The following is a 21,277-nucleotide window of genomic DNA, read 5'->3' as shown; positions in this document are numbered from 1 at the left end:
AGCGGAGTGTTCTGCTGAAGCGACGCTCAAGAATAATATTCGGTTTTAAGTAATGGGAATTTAGTTATGTCCCAGCCTCTTAAATTATGGTAACACTTTATCAGAAGGTTGATGTTTGAGTTCCTTGAAAAATTCATCATCCATTGAAACTTCATTGCCACGTACATTTGCAAAGACATCAACTCTATTATTATCTTCGTCATATTCAAAAATATAAAAGTTTTCCCCATCATCTTTAGTATAGATTATTTTAACAAACCCCGGTGGTGAATTGAGGGATCCGAATAATGGATAATTCTCGTCGCTTATATCTTCTTTAGAAATACCATAGTCTTCTATATACGAGTCTATTTTCTTTTCTGCAGTGTATCTATCGATGAAGTAATTTCCAAAAGATACAACACCTACAATTACAATGAATAGTAATATTATTATCATTAATTTCTTCTTCATATAAACTCCTCATCATAAATCTGTTGAAACTCTTCATTCTGTTTTAACCATTCATCTTTATTTACAATACCTTCTTGTATTGCTTGATTATAAAGCGCCTCATAATTTGACTCAGTATTTTCTGCTGCGTTAGCAGTCACGGGTAATAATAGGGTTAAGGTAAATATTGTTGCCAGTAAAACTGATATAAATTTTTTTAAAGGACTACACTCTCGATTTCTCAGTATTTTTTTGGTTTGATTACTAGGTGTAAGACGTCAAAATACCTAATAATACGCTAAAAAACGGCCGATTTGAATAATTTACCACCCTATTGTGTTTTTGGTGTGTCTTTCTAAGTGAAATTACATGCTGCTACAACCTCCTTTTTACCTAATTACTACACGGTCACCTCTTTGTACATGCTCCACTTTTACCACGCTTAAACGTATCACGATTGGTTCCATAAGTTCTAACCAGGCCTTCTCAGTCAATGGCTTGATAAATGACTCTTCTTAGTAAGAGTTTTTTTGGAGATGTACTGCGCGCTTAGCCAAACAAATGAATATATTACTACTTTCGCTTATTCTATAAAATAATGGCATAATAAAAATAAACCATAAAAATTAAGGATGACTAAATGAGACAGTTAGTAGAAGTAAAAGTAAAACCGAAGTCGGTTAAAGATATAAAGAATGGCTATCCGCTGCTCACAAAAGAAGCGATCGAAACTTCAGGAGTGGTGATGGATGAGGGGAGCATAATACGCTTAATTGACTCCAACCGCAAGTACATTGCTACAGCCTATTATGGTATACAAAATAAAGGGATAGGTTGGGTTTTAACTCGTAAGGAACAAGAGAAAATCGATACGAAGTTTTTTGTTAAGAAAATGAGTGAAGCTGTTGCAAAACGGAAGAACTTATACGATACCGAAGACACAACTGCTTTCCGTGTGTTTAATGGGGAAGGAGACGGTATTGGCGGATTGATCATTGATTTCTATGACGGCTTTTATATGGTGAGTTGGTATAGTGAAGGTATTTATACTTTCCGTGAAGATATATATCAAGCTTTGAGTGAAGTGGTAACAGTTCGTGGTCTATATGAGAAATTACGGTTTAATACGAATGGGCAATACGTGGAACAAGATGATTATGTGTCAGGTGAAAAGGGAGAATTTCCTTTAATCGTTTTGGAAAACGGGATGAAATATGCAGTAGATTTAAATGATGGCGCAATGACTGGAATATTCTTAGATCAACGCAATGTACGAAAAGCATTACGTGACCATTATTCAAAAGGAAAAACGGTTTTAAACACATTCTCTTATACAGGTGCGTTCTCTGTTGCAGCAGTTCTTGGGGGTGCAACAAAGACAACAAGTGTGGATGTGGCAAAACGAAGCCTGCCAAAGACAATAGAGCAATTTTCTGTCAACGAGATTGATTATGAAGCGCAGGATATTAAAGTGATGGATGTCTTTGATTACTTTCGATATGCTGCCCGTCATGAGTTGAAATATGATGTTGTCGTATTGGATCCACCAAGCTTTGCACGTACAAAGAAAATAACTTTTAGTACGGCAAAGGATTATCCGAAGCTGCTAAAAGATACCTTGAAAATTACAAATCAGGGTGGAGTAATTATTGCGTCCACAAATAACGCAAGCTTCAATATGAAAAAGTTTAAGGGCTTTATAGATAAAGCATTTACTGAATCCAACACACGCTACAAAATCTTAGAAGAACATCAATTACCAGAAGATTTTACGGTACCGCACAACTATACTGAATTCAACTATTTAAAAGTCGTATTTATAAAGGTAATGAATTAAGGATGTGTTCAAATGAAATACAATAAAACAACAATGACGAAATTAATTAATCAACAGAGAGAATTACATGATGAGTTAAAGAGGCTTAAAGCTGAAATGGGCTTAGAGAAAAATCTAGCAATTAAAGCACTTTATCATTCATTTGTAGCTAATAGTGGTAAATATATGGAGGAATATAAGGAATTTGACCGTCCGAGAAAATAGGATACAAAGCTATACACAATCAAGGTTAGGGAGTATTGGAACTAAATATAAATAGAAAGACTGGGGGAATTACAAATGAATCCAAGCACCTTAAGAGAAAAAATCAGAAGTGGCGAACACAATACCCATACTTCTGGATTAGGCAGTGATTATGTTCAAGCGAATTTAGCAATTGTACCAAAGGAATATGCTTTTGATTTTCTATTGTTTGCTAATCGAAACCCGAAGTCTTGTCCAATTATTGATGTATTAGAACCAGGAGTGGTTGAGTCTGCTCTTGCTGCTGGCTCAGACATCCGTAGTGATATTCCTCTTTACTTTGTATATGAGAACGGCAAACTAACAGAGAAGCGTCAGGATCTTAAGGAAATCTGGCGGGATGACTTTGTATCTTTCTTGATAGGTTGCAGCTTTACCTTTGAAAGTGCATTACTAAAGGGAGGCGTTCCTTTAAAACACATTGAACAGAATAAAAATGTGGCGATGTTCATAACAAACCGTCAAACGAAGCAAGCTGGTGAATTTAGCGGGCCTGTCGTAGTCTCCATGAGACCAATAAAAAACGAGCTCGTTCAAAAGGCGATTGATGTCACTGCACAGTTTCCAAACATGCATGGTTCACCGATTCATGTAGGAGATCCTAAAGAAATAGGTATCGAGGATATTAGCAAGCCTGATTTTGGTGAATTTACGGAGTTCGGTGAAGGAGAAACACCTGTTTTTTGGGAATGTGGCGTAACACCTCAATCTGTAGCGATTCATTCACAAATACCATTTGTGATTACGCATGCGCCGGGCCATATGTTTATAACAGATGTTACGAATGATGAATTTTTACGTAATTCTTGAGTACATGGCTTCTAGTTAAATCTAAAAAAAAGCGCCGAACTTAAAGGTTTGGCGCTTTTTCTGCCTTGATTTGTACTTCAAGAATGTATGTATTAATGAAATTACTGCTCTTCAACACTTAAGATAGTGCCGCTCCGTTCCATATATGTGAACCGGTATGTTGTGCCTTCTTCTATCTGATAATTATTGATCAGCAGCGTAAGCTCTCGTTCATCCGTTGTGATGAGTGCAATAGTTGAGTGGCCACCAGTGTATACATCCACAACGTTAAAGTCATCCACTTTCATTTCACCCTTTGCGTAATCCTTCATATCTCCCACACTATTAATTGTTAAAGAACTTAATTGTGGAACAATGAAAACACCTATGGTAAAACAAACTATCCCTGTTAAACCAAAATAAAATAACTGTCTTTTTTCAACTTTCTGGGGATTTTTTATTGTAATAACAAGACTTGTGTAAACAAAAAAGGCAATAAGAGTCAAGGCAGCCAAGTACAACAAGGCAGTTCCTATCCAATCATAGATGAATGCATGATAAAGGCTTGAAGCAAAGAATGTTCTTAAAACCATAAAAGATACACCAAAAATAACGAAAGCAACCATTGCCATGATGAAGCCAAATATAATTCTTGCCCTCTTACGATTAGCAACCTCACGTTTCAATTGATCTGAGCCTTGTAAATGCCGTCGTTTTTTCCTGCCCATTAAATCTCCCCTTTAAAATATCTATATCTTATTTATAAATTATAATCTAGTTCTTGTAGCCGCTCATAAGATTTATGAGCGGCTATTTAATTTGTAATATCATTACTTAAAACTTATGTTTTGAAATACTAAGAGTCAAGGTTTATCACATTAGACAGAGTATCTTTTCCACCTTTTTTAAAATTTCAGCATTCTCTAATAGCTGATTTACTAAAATAAGGCTGAAGACGTAGTAATTAATCAGCCTCAATCAGGTTTTTCAAATAAATACCATTTCGTATGATTACTTTAATACAATAAAAATCATTCAAGGAAAAATACGTTCCATGATAAAAGTAGTTGAGAATTATTCCACTGAAGAAATGTCAAAGAGTGATAGGTACAAGGATAGAATAAAAAATAGATGCTGTAGGAAGGAGAAAAAATCATGTTTGTGAAAATGGTGAAGAATGATTTCATCAGGAACAAAATTATAACGATGACAGTATTTGTATTTATCACAATGGCCGTTATTTTGGCAGCCGGTGCAGTTACTAACATTGGAAATCTGATTCAGGGGATCTCAAAATTTCAGGAAAGTGCAGTACCAGCTGACATTACGGTGATGCATGCAGGAGAATATGATCAAGGGAAGATCGACCGATTCACAGATCAATATCGGGACCATATAGCGATGCAGGAGACGATGGTTCTTCAGAATATTTATGGAAGTAATATACATTTTGGTCAAAATCAAACGATGGCTGGAACGATACAGGATATTTCATTTGTGTTACAGAATAAGAATTTTGATTTTATATTGAATCTGGATAATGAAAAGTTGGATGTAAAGAAAGGTTTTGTAGCTGTTCCCATCTATTTCATGGAACAACATGACCTTAAAATAGGTGATACGATTACGGTGAAAAGCGGCTGGTATGAGAATCAGTTTGTCATTTCAGATTATGCAAGGGATTTTGAGATGAACTCGCCCCTTACTTCTTCGAAACGGTTTGTGATTAATCAGGATGATTATAATGAAATGCTTAAAATGCAGGCAGGGGAACTGGAATATCTGATTGAGTTCAAACTGCATGAAAATGGGGATGCGGCTGCTGTTCAGACTGCCTATAACGAAGCAGGTCTTCCGGCAAATGGTCCTATATTGGAAGGTGAAATATTTGCGATTTTCAATAGCATGTCGGATATGATAGTTGCGATTGTCATTATATTCATAAGTATGCTGCTTCTTGTGATTGCTTCACTCTGTATCAGACTTACATTCTTGGCGACTATTGATGAAGATATGAGAGAAATCGGTGTTATGAAAGCGATGGGGATATCCAGAAAAGATATAAAGAAGGTTTATCTTAATAAGTACAGAATCATCGCAGCAGCTGCCGGAATTATCGGTTATCTCATGTCCTTTGCAGCGGTAAATCTGTTAAACCGTAATATGAAACTTTATATAGCTTCCGATTTATCAGGAAGCTTAAATTATATACTAGCCCTTATAGCTCCAATACTCGTGTATGTCATGATTGTGATGTACTGCAAGCGAGTACTAAAAAGAATCGATAAGATTTCTGCGGTGGAAGCTTTGCGTTCAGATATCATGGAGCGCGGAAAGAACAGTTTCCCGCTGCTAAAGAACAAATTCTTCAGCACTAATATTTACATGGGGCTGAGGGATGTAGGCAAACGATTCAGGTTATACAGGTTGCTGCTAGTGATTTTTATCGTATGTACGTTCATTGTCATACTTCCTGTAAATATTTATAACACTATGAGTTCACCTGAATTTTCCTCTTATATGGGAATAGGAAAACAGGATATGAGAATCGATCTTCGAAGGACAGATTCTATTACAGAAGATTTTAAAAAGCTGCAGGAAGAACTGCAGAATGATTCGGATATTGAAAAGTTTGCACCCTACATCACAAGTTCCTACCAGGTCAGAAACGCAGAAGGTTCCTGGGACTATATGAATATTGAATCCGGAGATTTTTCCGTATTTCCATTAAAGTTTCTGGAAGGCAGAGCACCGGAGGGGGAAGGGGAAATCTCGCTTTCACTAGCCAATGCTGCAAAAGACGGATTAAACAAGAAAGTAGGAGATGAAGTAACTGTCAAGACTGACGGACAAGAACAGAAGTTAACAGTTACGGGTATTTATCAGGATATTACAAATGGAGGGAAAACAGCAAAAGCGCATACAAGTCTTGGGGTAAATGAAGAGGCCATTCTTTGGTATATTGTGAGTTTGGATTTAGCTGAAGGTGTTGATGCTCGTAAGAAAATGGAATACTACCAGAATGCTTACAGCACAGCGCAGGTAAATGATATTAAAGAATATACGCAGCAGACGTTAGGAAATATCATCAACCAGATGGGTACCGTCGTGGTAGGCGGAATCTCCGTCGCGATCATCATAGCTGTATTAATCACGGCACTATTCCTTCGAATGCTATTATCAAAGGATATGTCTCAGATTGCCATCATGCGAAGTATGGGATTAACTTTAAAGCAAATTAGTCATCAATATATGGCAGGCACTCTGATGGTACTAATATTTGGAATTATATTTGGAGTTTTGACTGCGAACCTTCTAGGAGAATTTCTTGTAAGTTTGGCCATGTCCTCTATGGGAGCGGCAAAAATTGAATTTGTTCATATTATATGGCAGACTTGGCTACTTTGTCCTTTAGCGCTGATCATAGCCGTTGGATTGACGATATATATCTCCTGTAAGGTAGCCGTAAAAGATGATTTATCTGTCGTTTTGAGAAGTTGACAGTACTGAAGGCACAGGTAGAAAGCTTTGGAGAAATACTCTGCGCATAGACACCAGCTGTTTTTCTGAAAAGCATGCTAGAACCCTCTGAGAAAATACTTTTTGATAGTAATATTTGCTATGGGAGGAATTTAGGTGACCAATATAATAGAAGCTAGAAGTGTGACCAAAAAAGTAGCATTAGGAAAAGATAATGAGCTTCATATCTTAAAGGATGTAAACTTAGAGGTGGAAGAAGGAGAATTCGTATCGGTCATGGGACCGTCCGGAAGCGGGAAATCAACACTGCTATATAATATAAGTGGTATGGATAGAATTACCTCTGGTAGTGTGAAGATTAAAGGTGGTGAAATCGGCAGTCTAAAAGAAGAAGAATTGGCGAAGATTCGACTGGAAACAATGGGATTTATCTTTCAGGATATTAATCTATTAAAGAATCTGTCCCTGATTGACAACGTTATGTTTCCTGCACTTGTGTCAACAGATGCGGATAAAAATGTAGTGAATCAAAAAGCAAAAGAACTGATGAAAATGACAGGAATTGAAAAGCTTGCAGATCACACTATCACGCAAGGCTCTGGTGGACAGCTACAAAGAGTGGGCATTTGCAGAGCATTGATAAATGATCCGGCTATCATATTTGGAGACGAACCGACCGGAGCATTAGACTCCAACTCGACAGAGGAAATTATGTCAATTCTTGCTGAAATAAATAAAGACGGCACAACTATAGTGCTCGTTACGCATGATATAAAGGTAGCAGCAAAAACGGAAAGAATACTGGTTATGGCAGATGGAAATATTGTTTCACAGAAGAAAATGCGTAAATACGATGCACAGCGGGACGATAGTAAGGAAAGAGAAGAAAGCATTATGAAATGGTTAATAGAGAATGGGTTATAAGTTTTCATTGGCATAAAGTTCATATGGGAAATTTCTAAAAGAAAAGTCTATAAGAAAATTAAAGACTCGCTAATATTTTGCCAACACATGTTATAGCGTCTTTAAAGAATGATGGTTACGCTTCTAACAATTGCTGACGTATTAAAAAAAGATCCCTCAGATTATTTCTGAGGGATCTTTTTAGTACTTAAACCGGTTAACAATCGTCTGTAATTCATCCGCTAAATCCGAAAGAGAAACAGCTGCATTTGAGATATCTTCCATGGAACTCAATTGTTCCTCTGTTGCTGAGGCAATGGCTTTAGAGTTAGATGATGTTTCTTTTGTTCCTGTTTCAAGAGTTGAGAGGCTATGCTGCACGATTTCTACACCTGCAGTTAATTGCTGGGTGGCAGCTGCAACTTCTTGGATTTGAGCTGTTACTTGTCCAACAAGATTTAATATCTCACTAAACTGTTGCTGGCTTTCGCTAGCGTAACTCATGCCTGAATCCACATTTTGCTGCACGTTATGGATATTGCTTACGGTATCTTTTGAGTCCGTTTCTATTGTGGAAACTAAATGTTTAATATGGCTGGTAGATTGATTTGTTTCATCAGCCAGCTTTAGAACTTCTTCTGCTACAACGGCAAAACCTTTTCCTTGTTCTCCGGCTCGCGCAGCTTCAATGGCTGCATTTAATGCAAGGAGATTGGTTTGTTCCGAGATGTCTGTGATGAGAGAGGACATATGACTTATTTCTGTTGTGCTTCTCACTAATGACTCTAATCCGCTCCCAGCTTCTTGAACAGACTGATTGATTACAGTCATTTGTTCTGACATCATATTTACAGAAGATGCGCCCACGTCGGCTTTGTCTTTCATAAAGGAGGCATTTTCAGCAATGCTGTTTGTATTGTCTGCTACATTGGAAAGGCTCTCTAATATCTCTGTTATGGATCCGGAGCTCTGTTCTGTCATATTGCTTTGATTTGTACTAGTTAAGGCAATTTCCTTCATTGATTGTGAGATTTGGTCCGATGTAGCTCTAGACTGTTCGGAGCTTGCCGATAATTCTTCTGAAGCGGCCGCGACCTGTTGGGATGAACTACTGATTTGCTTTACGATACCTGCTAGTGAGTGAACAAAAGCATTAAAAGATGCAGCAAGCTGACCAAATTCATCCTTACTTTTAACGGCGGCTTTTTGGGTCAGGTCCGCATCTCCCTGTGCAATATCTTCCAGCTGTTTATTTAGACTTCTTAGAGGTACCAAGATGGACCTTAAAAGAAGCATACTCAAAAGGATTCCTATAATGATAGAAAGTATTGTCACTGCACTAATGAACCAACCACTGACAGTGCCGTATCTATTAATCTCTGTTTCTAAATCATCTACATCATTATTTAATTGATCGACTAACTCATTTACGGATGGATCTAATACTTCCTTCCGTAATGTTCTTTCTTCTCCTAAGTGAAGGGATTCCGCTTGTTCTGGACTGGAGGCAAATTGAGATATCACCTCCTGATTGATACTCCAAAACTCTGTGAAGTTATCTCGAATATCATTCACGTTTGTCATATAATCCTGATTGTGGATCAGTGATTCCAATTGATCTAAAGTAGAGAAGATATCATCAGATTTCTCTTCCATTCCGTCTGCAAAATCCTGTTCGCCAGTGATGATAAATCCTCTTTCATCATTCGATAAGCCAGCTAACCTATATTGGACATGCTTGATTTTGTTTTGAAACTCCATCTTATCCTTTAAGATATCATTCTTCTCGGTAATGGAAGAATTGATGAAAATGGATGAAACCCCAATTAATAATAAGGAAGATATTAAAATTGAAATTATCCCTAGAAGTTTTGTTTTGATTTTCACAATTAAATTCCTTTCTAATAAAAAAAGCTCTTCAAACTAACATATTAATTAGCTGTTCAAAGCTATCAAGGCGCCCAAACCGAGATACTCCTTTCTGATTAATTAATATGCACGGTATATAAATCGACCAACCTAGGTAATCTTAAAGGCTCTTACGAGATATAAAAAGAGAGCTAGGTGTTCCGGGTTAATTTAAAAAGCCCCAGTTTAATCTATAGCTCGCTATTATTGTTCAATAACTGCCTCTTTCATGTCGATTAACGTCAATAATGATCGTTCGCATTAACAGCCTGTTTACAAATAATTGACCTGTCCTTAACAGGCTTCTGGTATCTTACTTATGTACCTTAATTTCTTAAAAGGGAGAGGCTTCAATGCTTAAAAAATGGATGGTAGCATTGGGAATGGTATCAGTACTTACGTTGGCGGCATGTAATAACAATGATGATGAAGATCCAGCTGATGATGAGCAAATTGAGGAACAAGAACAGGATCAAGATCAAGATACTGATGATACAGAAGAAGATACAGATCAATCTGAATAATATGTAGTGTCAAAAGGCGTTCCATCATGGGACGCCTTTTTTATTCTTACATTGGGAGCATAGAAGTGAAAAAAGGTATGAGTGTAGAAAGTAAACATATACGTAGTTACTAGCCTATATAACAAGAGGCTAAGCGCGAAACAGAGGTGATTTCTTGTTTAACACTACTAGGTACGTAAGTATGAAAACAGCGGTATTATTAGGGATTTGTTTTTACTCTTTCACAATCTTAATTCATATTTTGGTTATTAGCGGCATTCTCCCATATACATGGGTGAATGGCGGACGATCTGATTCGTTCGCAACTCAATTCCAACTATCTATCATCAGTATTATTATTTGTATTATAGGAGGACTTTTTACTTTTTTTGCTGCTGAAAACAGAGTAGGTAGATTCAATAGAGGCATAACCATTATTTGTTGGTTTCTTGTTGTGCTGTGTGCAGTTGGTTTTATCCAACAACTGTTAGGAACATCCTTTGAAAAGTTGGTTTGTTCGTTCATAGTGCTTCTTGGAATTATCTCGAACTTACGGATAGCAGTTGAAATAAGAAAGTAGTAAATGAAGATATTATAACCAAAAAAAAGCGTGAAATCTCGTTCAAGAGACTTCACGCTTTTTTAACTCAATAAGGAAGGGTTTGCTGGGATGCTTTTAAGGTAGGTGATACAGCAAAATTCATTAATGATCCTGATTTATTCAACAAGAATTTATAACAGCCTTCCATATTTGGAATTTTGATTAAATGTTTATATGAGGACTCACTTATTCTTTTGAACTAGCTGGAACGATACTATATCGTGAACATCTTTAAACATTTAACAATTTCTATTTAAATTGTCTGTAGTTGACCGATATAAGGAAGGTGGGTGGTTTTAGTGTATAGTAAATTAGACCTGCGACATCACCCTTAAAATGGTGGTTGGTGAATTAATATACCTATAAACCAGAGAGGCAGTTATAATTAGACAAGAAAATATGAGTAATTTATAATGCAAAAGGGAACGTGAAGTTGTGGTGGAGTGTATTTAGAACTATAAATCAAAATTATTAGGCAAACTTATCGAAAGATAGGGACGCAAAGCTACGAGTCTAATATCCGTATGGATGATGATAGTCGGGTTGCCAAGTATGAAATTATATCATTGGCTATCCTTGTCTATATTAGGATAGCTTTTTTTCACACTTAAGAGGTAATAATAGTTTTATCAGGCTATAGAAAAAGGAGCGAACGAAATGATAGTAGTAGATAAAAAGAAGTATAAGATGGCGATTGATGAAAATTCCAAAGAAGTACATGTCCAGGTGCATGGATTAATGAGGGAGGAAGATGCAGAAGGATATATGGTCGATTTGCAGGATACGATCAATAAAGTATCTAGAAAAGATTATACTTTTGTTGTCGATGGAACTCATCAAACACCTGTACCTTCGAAGGTTGTACCGCAGTTGGAACAAACAATGCAATTCTATTCTACTTTAGGTTTTAAAGATACAATTGTAATAAAACCTTCTTCTAAAATTGCTCAAGTGCAAATTAGGAATGCCCTTGAAAGAATTGAATTCACTGGAAGGTTTATGGATAAAGTAAATCATTCTATGTAACATCCGGTTCGCCAAATTTGCAGTTAAAAGGGAGAGTAAAACATGCAAGCAACTCAAGAATTGTATACATATGAAATTTTAACAAAGAATCAAACAGAAATGATTCAAAAAGCTGCCGAATGTCTTGCCCGTACATTTATTGGTGTTGATGTTGCAGGGAAATGGGTTCAGGAACCGATGGTTGGACAATTAAGTATAGCGTATGAAGATTTCTATGCTTTTACCAAGGATTATTTGGATTCAACTGTAGACCAAGGATATTGTGCAGTCGCTCTAGACACTGATAATCATGTTGTAGGTGTACTTGCCGGTGATACCAATGCACCCGAAATTATCGGAGAGGATGTATTCGAAGGTTCTTTCTATGATATGAATGTTATTCTTCACGTACTGGAAGACGTAGATAAACGCTTTATCGAAGACTATAAAAGACGTAGCGGAAAAGATATTTCCAATGGGGATATGTTGCACCTATTTATGTTGGGCGTGATAGCTGAACAAGAGCGTCATGAAGTAATTAAGCAATTAGGAAATAGATTGATTACAAAAGCAGCGACGCAGGGGCTGAAGGCAGTAGTGGGCGAAGCGACAAACCCTAAATCGATTCGTGTGATGGAAAAATATCACAACATGAAAAAATACCAAGATATCGAAGGTAATCATATTGTTCATATGTATAAAGACAATAGCAAACTGCAAGCCATTCCTGCGAATGTAGCTGATGGAACATACATTATTATAAGAGAACTATAAAAATATAATTCTGATTGAAACAGAAAGTAGGAGTTTAATTTATCATGGAATTTTACTTGATAGGAATAATAGTCATTCTATTGATAGCTTTAGGTTATTTTGCTTACCAATATGTTGCACTGAAACGTCGTGCACAATTTAACACTTCAGGCAGTGGCGATGAAATTATTTTGAATAGCGCTGGGAATGAGCAGCGGCTTGAGAACTTCAGCCATATAGAAAAGAAACTACTATCGTTATCAAAAGATGTGAATGAAAAAGGCATAAATCTTGCGGAAACAGGTGAATATGCTTCTGAACAAGCTGATATTGTCAGAGCAGCAATTGACGAGGTAGGCAGAGGATTAGAGAAACAATTAGTAGCCACAGAAGAAAGTGCTGCCTCCATGGAAGAAATGACACAAGCGATAGAAAATTTATCAGTTAGATCTAATCAGATTTCAGAACAATCCAATACTACGCTAGATTTAACGCAGCAAGGAAATGAGAAACTAAAAGATTCCTTGGTAAAGATGGATCAATTTAATCAAACAGTAAATACAACCTCTAATGCAATAAACAAACTTGGAGAAAAATCTTATGAAATCAGCAGTATTGTTAAGGTGATTACAGAGATCTCTGAACAAATTAATCTGCTGGCGCTGAATGCTGCGATAGAAGCTGCTCGAGCAGGCGAAAATGGTAAAGGATTTGCTGTTGTTGCAGATGAGGTAAGAAAATTAGCAGAACAAACTCGCCAATCTACTTCAGAAGTATCACATATCGTGAAAAATATACAAGAAGAAACAGCTATAGTGGTTAAGTCAATGAACCAGGGGACCGAAGAATTTAAAGATACGAATGCAGACATTTTAGAGGTTGGAAATATGTTCGAAAAGATACTATCTACTACAAAAATTATTGCTGAAAACAACGAGAACTCTTCTGCAAACACAGAAGAATTATCTACTGCTTCACACCAGATCATGACAACAATCGTTGAGATTGCATCTATCTCACGAGAATCGGTGGAGATGTTTGAGGAACTAATTGAGATTAATGATGAGGAACTTCATACGATACAAAACCTGGTTGAGAAAGCAAGAAATCTTATAGACCACAAAAACGTAGTAGGCGAACTACTAAAAGAGAATGATGATGTCAAAGCAGAAGAAGTAAAAGCGAGTTAGAAATGCCAGAATAAAAGGTCAAGGTAGCAGTTTGACAATATTCGCCTTACCGAATAAAAATATAAGGCTTCTCCATAATTTATCTAATATGGGATGATCCCTTTTAGTGAACAGATTTAAAAATAAAGAGAGCATTCTGATCTGTTTACAAAGGAGGGGATCTTTTTCTTATGAGAAAATTACTTGCGCTTGTCTTAATTTATTCTTATAGCTAACATTCCCCTTTTATCTACCTAAAACATAAAATCTCAATCAGTAATTTCTATAATTATTTAGACATTAGGAGGTAAAACAATGAATGAAATTCAAAAATTATATCCTAGTATGGACGGGAATGACTTTCAAAGAGAGGAATTATTGTCCTTTTTCAAGTCGATTTTAACAAAAATAGATGAATTAAAAGATCCTAACAAACTAACGCTAGGAGAAATGCCTGAGTACACAGAGGATTACTATAATCGCGTTATTCAAAAGGCGTCTGTTCCGAATACAGGAGTGTCGATGGAGGAAGTGGTTCAGGAGCTTCTAAAATTAGTAGAAGGGCACCGGTTCGTCAATCGAAACTATGTAGCCAATGCAGCTCCCCTTCCCAATATTGCTAGTATCCTTGGTAATCTGGTGATGGTTCTAGTTAATGGTAATAATCTATGGGATGTGGAGGGACCAGCTGCAGCAAAAGCAGAAGTCGAAGTAGCTGCAATGCTATCCAAACTTATCGGATACGATGAAAGCATCAGCGCAGGATATACAACATGGGGAGGACAAGGGGCTGTCTTTAACTCTTTACGTCTTGCCATTGCCCGTTACGAGCCGTTCTCTAATCAAAATGGTGTACCGCAAAATCTCTATTGTTTCTGTTCAGAGCTATCACACTACAGTCTGCTTAAATCTGTAGAAGCAACTGGGATTGGCATAGAAAACATGATTCGAGTGAAAGTTAATGCTGATCATTCAATCAATCTAGAAGATCTAAAAGAAAAAATGGAGCATATTATTGCAAAAGGCGGTGTTCCGCTTTATGTCCTTGCCACAATGGGAACTACTGATACATTTGGGGTTGATGACATTAAGGGGATTAAGCATATAGCGGTAGAAATGGAACGCACATATGGCATAGATCCAATCTATATCCATGCAGACTCTGCTATGGGGGGCATGTATACTTTCTTTAATAATTACAGCTTTGAAAGCAATACTTTGCAATTTACAGACAACGTTATTGAGGTATTGAAATCCTATCAACAAAAATTTAAAAATATAAAGCTTGCAGATAGTATGGTCTTTGATTTCCATAAGCTTGGACAAACGCCATATATCACAAGTTTATTTTTAATCAAAAACAAAGAGTATCTTAAGAATGTTGATTTAGATGCAGTAGAAACGCCGTATGTTGGGAATCGCGGTTATGGTAGTTATCATACAGGCTACACACTCGAATGCTCGCGAATGGGAAGTGCTTTGGCGATTTATGCATCTTTACTAGCATTTGGAATCGAAGGCTATCAAAAGCTTTTAGCCAATTATATTCATGTTAATATTGCATTTAGAGAGACACTAAAAAGGGAATTTCCGAATGTGGCAATCACGAATGAGGTTTCTCCTATTACAACATTCCGTTTTTATCCCGAGAAGAATAAATGGAATGGTGAATTGAATGGACTGCTAACTATAGAAGAAATGACGGAAATTAATCAATTTAATGACGAGTTTGCAGAGATGATTGGAACCGAACGAGATACCGTCTACTTTGGATTTACAAAAAAGCAGTGTCTCGTGGAAGCAGCAAACTCAAACGATCGAATATCCATATATGCTCATAAATTTTTTGCAATCTCGCCATACTCGACAATAGAAGAAGTCGACCGTTATGTTGGATTCTTAAAAGAACACTTAGAATTATTTATGAAGACGACAGTAGTAAAAGTATAATTGTAAGATTCTGTTCCACTCTCTAACTATTTCTCCTGGTTTATAGGAGAGGGGATCTTTATATTAGCATGTACTATGAAGTAGCTGACAAGTCAGAAGAAACGGCTGGCAGCAGTCCTTACCTTACATGATGTAATATCATTTCTCAAAAAAACATCAAACCTTGATACACTAAAGTTTGATGTTTTTTTATCGGAATATGTTATAGGTGTATTTAAAATTGTTAAATTCAATCGTCCTTATCCCAAACCAAGCTTCTACTATTAATCGCATCACTGACGGTACAACATCTTCAAACAGCTCTAATAAATTCTGTATTATATAATTTGGTTCTATTTTCGTTATTTAAACATAGTGCAGGCAGATATACCAGTCAAGACGAGGCAGGTAGGTACGTTATAGCTTTTGCCCATCAAGATATCCGTTTCTAACCGGTCGCCAATGATTAAGCATTTTTCCTTTGAAACATATAAGTGTTCCTGGATTTTTTGAATGCAATAAGCTGATGGTTTACCGATCACATCATCAACTGTATTATAGACTCTTACACAAAACAATTACCCAATAAGGAGTAGCTTGAGCTGGGATGCTTTTTGTTGTGGGTCCATATACAACAATCAAATCCCGGTTCCCAAGGTCACCAGTAAAAGCTTGCCCATTCGTTAATACTAGCGGTGTAAACTGTGATATATTCAGCTGCAATTGTCCATCACTGCTAACCAGCTGATTATTAAAGAAACTAACTTTCACATTTTGATTCTGGTTTTCCTTCACCATAACAAGTGCTGGGAACTGGGGAGGATAAATAAGAATCGCAGGTGCATCTCCATCATAATAGCCAGTTACACGATCACCTACGGATACCATTGCATGATCAACGAAGTAAGTAGTAGGTGATACAACAAAGTTCACTATTGATCCTGTATCGTTTTCGACAGTAAAGAATTTAAAACAGCCATCCGCTCGGCCATTCCCCTGGAAATCACTAATCATCGTTACAGTTCCATGGAAGGAATAAAAATTGGTCATATACATACCTCCATTGTTTTCCATGTACGATATGTAGGTCATTGCCTAAGGGACTGTGCGAATGCCTATAGGGAGACGCGATATTCATAATAATTATTAACTGTTGAATAAACTTCTTCTTCCAGTTTAAATTATTTGTTATGATGAATTATTGCATCTAACTTAGGAAGGATATTTTATGTGAACAGATCTAATACAAATACGCAAAAACGTTATTATACATTTTTATTGATACTAGCAATTCTTTTCATTGCTGCTACCTTGCGTTCACCGCTTACTTCCGTTGGGCCGCTTATACCATTCTTCCGGGAAGAACTGGACGTTTCCAACTCCATGGTTGGTCTGGTAAATACATTACCGCTGCTTGCTTTTGGTGTTTTTTCATCATTAGTACCTAAGATATCGAGTAAGTTTGGCATGGAGTTAACGCTGTTAGCTGCAATGTTCATGCTGACTGTAGGTATTTTTATTCGGGCTTTGAGCGGTCTTCCGCTGCTGTTATTTGGGACTGTTCTACTGGGGATGGCCATTGCTTTTGGTAATGTGCTGATGCCTGGTTTGATTAAGTCTAGTTTTCCTTATCAAATCGGGCTGATGACAGGCATATATTCCGTTTCGATGAACATTTTCGGAGCGCTTGCTTCAGGTATTTCCGTGCCGATAGCATCTGTACCTAGCTTTGGCTGGCGGAATGCGATGCAAATATGGAGTATCCTCTCCTTAATAGCAATAGTTATCTTATTGCTTCGATTACCGGCAGCACGTTCGGAAAAGAAAGTATTTGTGAAAGTAGAGAACAAGGCCTCTCGGGGGATTTTCAAATCTAAGATTGCATGGGCAGTAACGCTCTTTATGGGTTTGCAATCCTTCATACCGTACAGCCTGTTTACGTGGCTGCCAGATATACTAATGTCCAAAGGGTTCGATGAAAGTGAAGCAGGTTGGCTCATTGCCATTTATCAGCTAGGGCTTATCCCTACGACATTCATTGCACCTATCATTGCGGGCAGAATGAAAAACCAGCGGCTGCTTGGCTGTATTGCCGGCCTATTATTTTTCTTTGGTTTAGTGGGAGTTACGTTTATTTCCTCTCAGCTGATCATCGCACCGCTTGTATTAACGGGGGTTGGTGCAGGAACAGCATTCAGCTTAGCTATGATGTTCTTTGTTCTGCGGACTAATTCTATTGCGGAATCTTCCCAGCTATCAAGTATGGCGCAATCAGTCGGCTACTTGGTTGCTGCTACGGGGCCGCTACTGCTTGGTACCATCGCTGAAAAGACAAATGGATGGACGGTACCGCTCATTATTCTTATGGTCGCCGCCTTATGTATTGCCTTTTTAGGGACGATTGCAGGTAAGAATCAAAAAATATCTGTTGGTACACAAGGAAAAGATAAAGAGAGAATCTAGGGAACAGTAAATATGTACAAAAAAAGAAGATCAACATGTGATCTTCTTTTTTTTGTTTAAAATCTAATGGATAAACCAGCACCACCGGGATCCCCTTGTTTTTCAGCGGTATCAGAGTGTTCTGCATATCCTGCAATTCCACTTACAATAACCGTAACAGCTAGAAACAAAGTGAAAACTACTTTTTTCATAAAAAGCCCTCCTTTTAATGTAGAGCAAGATAAAAGTATCGTACGGCAAGTTCCTAGATTTACTTGGAAGTATAGTGCTTGTCTTTTTACGATGATCGGTGGGTGATCTATATTATGATTATTTATCTAAGATGATGGAAAATCCACCGCCACCTGGATCATTTTTGTTACTTGCGGTAGAGCCATGGTCAGCATATCCTGTTAATCCACTTACAATAATTGTGATAGCCAGAATCAAAGTAAAAGTTACTTTTTTCATAAAAAGCCCTCCTTTTTATTGTAGAGCAAGTGCATAGTAACGATTTGCAAGTTCATAGTTCTTCTTGGAAGAATAATAGTCAGCTAATTCTTTTGTATAATGTCTTACATTGTAATTATCGTTGATTCTGTGAAAGTAGTCTATGCCTTCTTGCCATACGCTTTCAAAATTTAATCTATCTTCATATTTTTTATGCAGCATAGCGAATTCCCACTTCATTTTCATATTATCTTCCTCAATGCTAGCTTGGAATCCTTCGTTATATGCTTTAGTAGCTTTGGAACGTTGATTAGTCTTCCAGTAGCAATCTGCTAACAAAAATAAGACTTTTAATTGTGTGCGCTGCTGTTTATTTTTGTAGGCTTCCTTCAAATAACGAATTGCTGCAGCTGGTAAACCTCTTCTCGCATAAAGCCCGCCTAGATTATGATTAATGTATGAAGTTAAAGCATGTTCTTCAGTTTTTCTAGCATGCGTTAGAGCATTATGAAGATATTCTTCTGCTAAATCATAATTAGCAAGCTCTATAAAATTTAATCCTTGTAACATTTCCGAACGAGCTAGTAAAAAATGAAATGGTTGATGTGGTTTAAATGATTGAATGGCTTTTTCTGTATGTACGACTGATAGAGCAATAATTTCTAAGAAGAAATACGCCATGGCCTTACGAAAATGAAACTCGCCAACATCTACAGGGTCACTCAGTTTATGGAGATATTTTTCGGCTTTTTCGAAACTATCCAGTGCTTCCTGATAATGCTCTTCTTCATAAAAAATCATAGCTTCTGCTAAATGAAGGTGATAACGGTGGGTGTCGGAGAAGTAGTCAAAGAGATCTTTTGCTTGTTCTAAAGAGGCAATACTTTTCATCAAGTCATTCTGAATGATGTAATGTCGGCTTTCCAATAGGAAGTACAAAAGCTTTGATTCATGATTGTATTCGTCGATGTGGCGTTGCAGTTCTTTATGGATACTAGCAGCAGCTTCTTTCTTATCAAGTCGAATGCTGACAGACCAGTTTTCCAAGCGAGCTGCAATGTCGATAAGTTCGGTACTATTTCGACCCATAGTGCAAGGCTCCTTAAATTTAATAGATTACAGTTTAATTTTACCAAGTATTGTCGATTTGTGTATTGGGAATTATTTACACTGTGTAGTTCATTTAAAACCGATATAATCTAGTAGGTTTCCTGAGATAGTACATATGATTCTTTTAAGACATAGGTAGGATTGTATCGTTTTTCAAATCTAAAGATAAATGGATTTACTACAGATCCCAGAGCAAAGATTGTGAAAAGTATCAAGAAATATAGAAAGCAATATTTTACCCTTTTTTCGATTTTATTTACCATTGCTTCTCAATATGTAAGCGCTATATTATCGATTAAAGCAATGATTTAAAAAAAGATATCTTTTGATTATCAGGAGGCTGGCAGATGAAAAAAATTACGTTTATCGGAGCAGGAAGTACAATTTTCACAAAGAATGTATTGGGAGACTGCATGTTATCTCCTGCACTTCAGAATTTCGAATTTGCGTTATTTGATATCAATGAGGAGCGGCTAGAGGAGTCGGAGCTGTTATTAAATGCCTTGAAGTTTACGTTGCAGGCAGATGTCACCATCAAGGCATATACAAATCGCAAAGAAGCATTAAAGGATGCGAGTTATGTTATTAATGCGATTCAGGTTGGTGGCTATAAGCCAAGTACTGTAATCGATTTTGAGATACCGAAGAAGTATGGGCTTCGGCAGACGATTGCCGATACGGTTGGTATAGGGGGGATATTCCGGTCGCTGCGAACGATTCCGGTAATGCTTGATATCGCTAAGGATATCGAGGAGGTCTGTCCCGATGCGTGGCTGTTAAATTACACGAATCCAATGGCAGCTCTTACTGGTGCGGTTTCTCGCTTTACGAATGTGAAAATGGTCGGGCTATGCCATAGTGTACAGGTATGTACGAAGGATTTGCTGAAGGATCTGGATATCCCGCACGAGAATATAGAGGAGCGGATTGCCGGTATTAACCATATGGCATGGCTGCTTGAGATTAAATCGAATGGAAAGGATTTGTACCCGGAGATCAAGAAGCGTGCAAAAGAAAAACAAAAAGAAAAGCATCCTGATATGGTCCGCTATGAGTTAATGGACAAATTCGGCTATTACGTGACTGAATCCTCTGAGCACAATGCGGAATACCATCCTTATTTCATTAAAGATAAGTACCCGGAATTGATTGATCATCTAAATATTCCGTTAGATGAGTACCCGCGGCGCTGTGAGGCGCAGATTGAGAACTGGCAGAAGACTAAAAGCGAATTGCTTAACAATCAAGGTTTGACCCATAAGCGTTCTCGTGAATATGGTTCGCGGATTATAGAAGCGATGGAAACAAATGAGGCGTTTGTATTCGGCGGAAACGTTGTAAATACAGGAGGTCTGATCAGCAACTTGCCTGAAAAAGCGGTCGTTGAGGTCCCTTGCATAGCAAACCGAAATGGGATTACTCCGGCCTACATGGGCGAATTACCGGAACAGCTAGCGGCTTTAAATCGCACGAATATTAATACGCAGCTCCTAACGATTGAAGCTGCAATCACAAAATCGAAAGAAAAAATCTATCAGGCTGCTCTGCTAGATCCGCACACCGCTGCTGAGCTTTCCATGGAGGACATTATCAGTATGTGTGATGATTTGATTGAGGCACATGGAGAGATGCTGCCTGTGTATTATTCTGAAAATGAAACAATCAGCCTTAGAAACTAAAGGCTGTTGTTTCTAAAGATAAATGTAAGCGCTTTAAATTAAAA

The 21,277-nt window shown here is 37.4% G+C and carries 20 protein-coding genes and 1 riboswitch; of the genes, 12 read left to right on the top strand and 8 right to left on the bottom strand.

The annotated features are described in order from the left end of the window. Positions 1–84 precede the first annotated feature (84 nt). The gene (locus CHH48_RS10000) at positions 85–453 is read right to left on the bottom strand and encodes a DUF3139 domain-containing protein (protein WP_095219001.1); all 369 of its coding nucleotides are present in this window, start codon (positions 451–453) and stop codon (positions 85–87) included. A gap of 619 nt (positions 454–1,072) precedes the next feature. On the opposite strand from CHH48_RS10000, the gene CHH48_RS09995 reads away from it, so the two are divergent. From CHH48_RS09995 to CHH48_RS09985, 3 genes are all read left to right on the top strand, one after another. Then, entirely contained in the window at positions 1,073–2,269 is a 1,197-nt protein-coding gene (locus tag CHH48_RS09995; protein ID WP_095219000.1) for a class I SAM-dependent rRNA methyltransferase, read from the top strand. Positions 2,270–2,281: 12 nt separating this feature from the next. After that, positions 2,282–2,473 (top strand): hypothetical protein, encoded by a 192-nt coding sequence (locus CHH48_RS09990; RefSeq protein WP_095218999.1) that lies wholly within the window; start codon positions 2,282–2,284, stop codon positions 2,471–2,473. Positions 2,474–2,548: 75 nt separating this feature from the next. Next, positions 2,549–3,322, top strand: coding sequence for a putative hydro-lyase (locus CHH48_RS09985; RefSeq protein WP_095218998.1), 774 nt, complete (start codon positions 2,549–2,551; stop codon positions 3,320–3,322). Positions 3,323–3,423: 101 nt separating this feature from the next. On the opposite strand, the gene CHH48_RS09980 is transcribed toward CHH48_RS09985, so the two are convergent. Next, on the bottom strand, positions 3,424–4,029 hold the full coding sequence (locus CHH48_RS09980; protein WP_095218997.1) for a hypothetical protein: 606 nt from the start codon (positions 4,027–4,029) through the stop codon (positions 3,424–3,426). A 427-nt stretch (positions 4,030–4,456) separates the two neighbouring features. On the opposite strand from CHH48_RS09980, the gene CHH48_RS09975 reads away from it, so the two are divergent. After that, complete coding sequence (locus CHH48_RS09975) at positions 4,457–6,802, top strand: FtsX-like permease family protein (RefSeq protein ID WP_095218996.1); 2,346 nt, start codon at positions 4,457–4,459, stop codon at positions 6,800–6,802. A 135-nt stretch (positions 6,803–6,937) separates the two neighbouring features. Further along, positions 6,938–7,705 (top strand): ABC transporter ATP-binding protein, encoded by a 768-nt coding sequence (locus tag CHH48_RS09970; RefSeq protein WP_095218995.1) that lies wholly within the window; start codon positions 6,938–6,940, stop codon positions 7,703–7,705. A 180-nt stretch (positions 7,706–7,885) separates the two neighbouring features. On the opposite strand, the gene CHH48_RS09965 is transcribed toward CHH48_RS09970, so the two are convergent. Beyond that, positions 7,886–9,571 (bottom strand): methyl-accepting chemotaxis protein, encoded by a 1,686-nt coding sequence (locus CHH48_RS09965; protein ID WP_095218994.1) that lies wholly within the window; start codon positions 9,569–9,571, stop codon positions 7,886–7,888. Between the two features lie 374 nt (positions 9,572–9,945). Between CHH48_RS09965 and CHH48_RS19530 the strand changes: the two genes are divergently transcribed. From CHH48_RS19530 to CHH48_RS09940, 5 genes are all read left to right on the top strand, one after another. Beyond that, positions 9,946–10,116: a hypothetical protein gene (locus CHH48_RS19530; protein ID WP_170937620.1), complete on the top strand. Its 171-nt coding sequence runs from the start codon at positions 9,946–9,948 to the stop codon at positions 10,114–10,116. A gap of 1,044 nt (positions 10,117–11,160) precedes the next feature. Continuing rightward, positions 11,161–11,247, top strand: a riboswitch (cyclic di-GMP riboswitch). A 106-nt stretch (positions 11,248–11,353) separates the two neighbouring features. Further along, positions 11,354–11,722, top strand: a complete 369-nt coding sequence (locus CHH48_RS09955) for a hypothetical protein (protein ID WP_095218992.1) — start codon at positions 11,354–11,356, stop codon at positions 11,720–11,722. A gap of 42 nt (positions 11,723–11,764) precedes the next feature. Next, positions 11,765–12,475, top strand: coding sequence for a hypothetical protein (locus CHH48_RS09950; protein WP_095218991.1), 711 nt, complete (start codon positions 11,765–11,767; stop codon positions 12,473–12,475). A gap of 44 nt (positions 12,476–12,519) precedes the next feature. Next, a complete protein-coding gene (locus CHH48_RS09945; protein WP_095218990.1) occupies positions 12,520–13,644 on the top strand; it encodes a methyl-accepting chemotaxis protein in 1,125 nt (374 codons plus the stop codon). A gap of 294 nt (positions 13,645–13,938) precedes the next feature. Beyond that, complete coding sequence (locus tag CHH48_RS09940) at positions 13,939–15,573, top strand: pyridoxal phosphate-dependent decarboxylase family protein (RefSeq protein ID WP_095218989.1); 1,635 nt, start codon at positions 13,939–13,941, stop codon at positions 15,571–15,573. A gap of 341 nt (positions 15,574–15,914) precedes the next feature. Here CHH48_RS09940 and CHH48_RS19930 read toward each other — a convergent pair whose 3' ends face one another. Both CHH48_RS19930 and CHH48_RS09930 read right to left on the bottom strand, forming a co-directional pair. Then, positions 15,915–16,094, bottom strand: a complete 180-nt coding sequence (locus tag CHH48_RS19930; protein ID WP_176466392.1) for an HAD hydrolase-like protein — start codon at positions 16,092–16,094, stop codon at positions 15,915–15,917. Between the two features lie 13 nt (positions 16,095–16,107). Then, on the bottom strand, positions 16,108–16,602 hold the full coding sequence (locus CHH48_RS09930) for a hypothetical protein (RefSeq protein WP_095218987.1): 495 nt from the start codon (positions 16,600–16,602) through the stop codon (positions 16,108–16,110). Positions 16,603–16,782: 180 nt separating this feature from the next. On the opposite strand from CHH48_RS09930, the gene CHH48_RS09925 reads away from it, so the two are divergent. Further along, entirely contained in the window at positions 16,783–18,015 is a 1,233-nt protein-coding gene (locus tag CHH48_RS09925; protein WP_095218986.1) for a CynX/NimT family MFS transporter, read from the top strand. Positions 18,016–18,071: 56 nt separating this feature from the next. Here CHH48_RS09925 and CHH48_RS19800 read toward each other — a convergent pair whose 3' ends face one another. The 3 genes from CHH48_RS19800 to CHH48_RS09920 form a co-directional block, all read right to left on the bottom strand. Further along, complete coding sequence (locus tag CHH48_RS19800; RefSeq protein ID WP_255212167.1) at positions 18,072–18,206, bottom strand: hypothetical protein; 135 nt, start codon at positions 18,204–18,206, stop codon at positions 18,072–18,074. Positions 18,207–18,324: 118 nt separating this feature from the next. Beyond that, on the bottom strand, positions 18,325–18,465 hold the full coding sequence (locus CHH48_RS19525) for a hypothetical protein (RefSeq protein WP_175074793.1): 141 nt from the start codon (positions 18,463–18,465) through the stop codon (positions 18,325–18,327). Positions 18,466–18,480: 15 nt separating this feature from the next. After that, on the bottom strand, positions 18,481–19,533 hold the full coding sequence (locus tag CHH48_RS09920; RefSeq protein WP_095218985.1) for a tetratricopeptide repeat protein: 1,053 nt from the start codon (positions 19,531–19,533) through the stop codon (positions 18,481–18,483). Positions 19,534–19,901: 368 nt separating this feature from the next. Between CHH48_RS09920 and CHH48_RS09915 the strand changes: the two genes are divergently transcribed. Beyond that, a complete protein-coding gene (locus CHH48_RS09915) occupies positions 19,902–21,233 on the top strand; it encodes an alpha-glucosidase/alpha-galactosidase (RefSeq protein ID WP_095218984.1) in 1,332 nt (443 codons plus the stop codon). The last annotated feature ends 44 nt before the right edge of the window (positions 21,234–21,277 follow it).

Source organism: Terribacillus saccharophilus (assembly GCF_002272075.1).
Lineage (GTDB): Bacteria > Bacillota > Bacilli > Bacillales > Amphibacillaceae > Terribacillus > Terribacillus saccharophilus_A.
The sequence above is the reverse complement of the archived record's forward strand: the minus strand, read 5'-3'. Positions and strand labels throughout refer to the sequence as shown.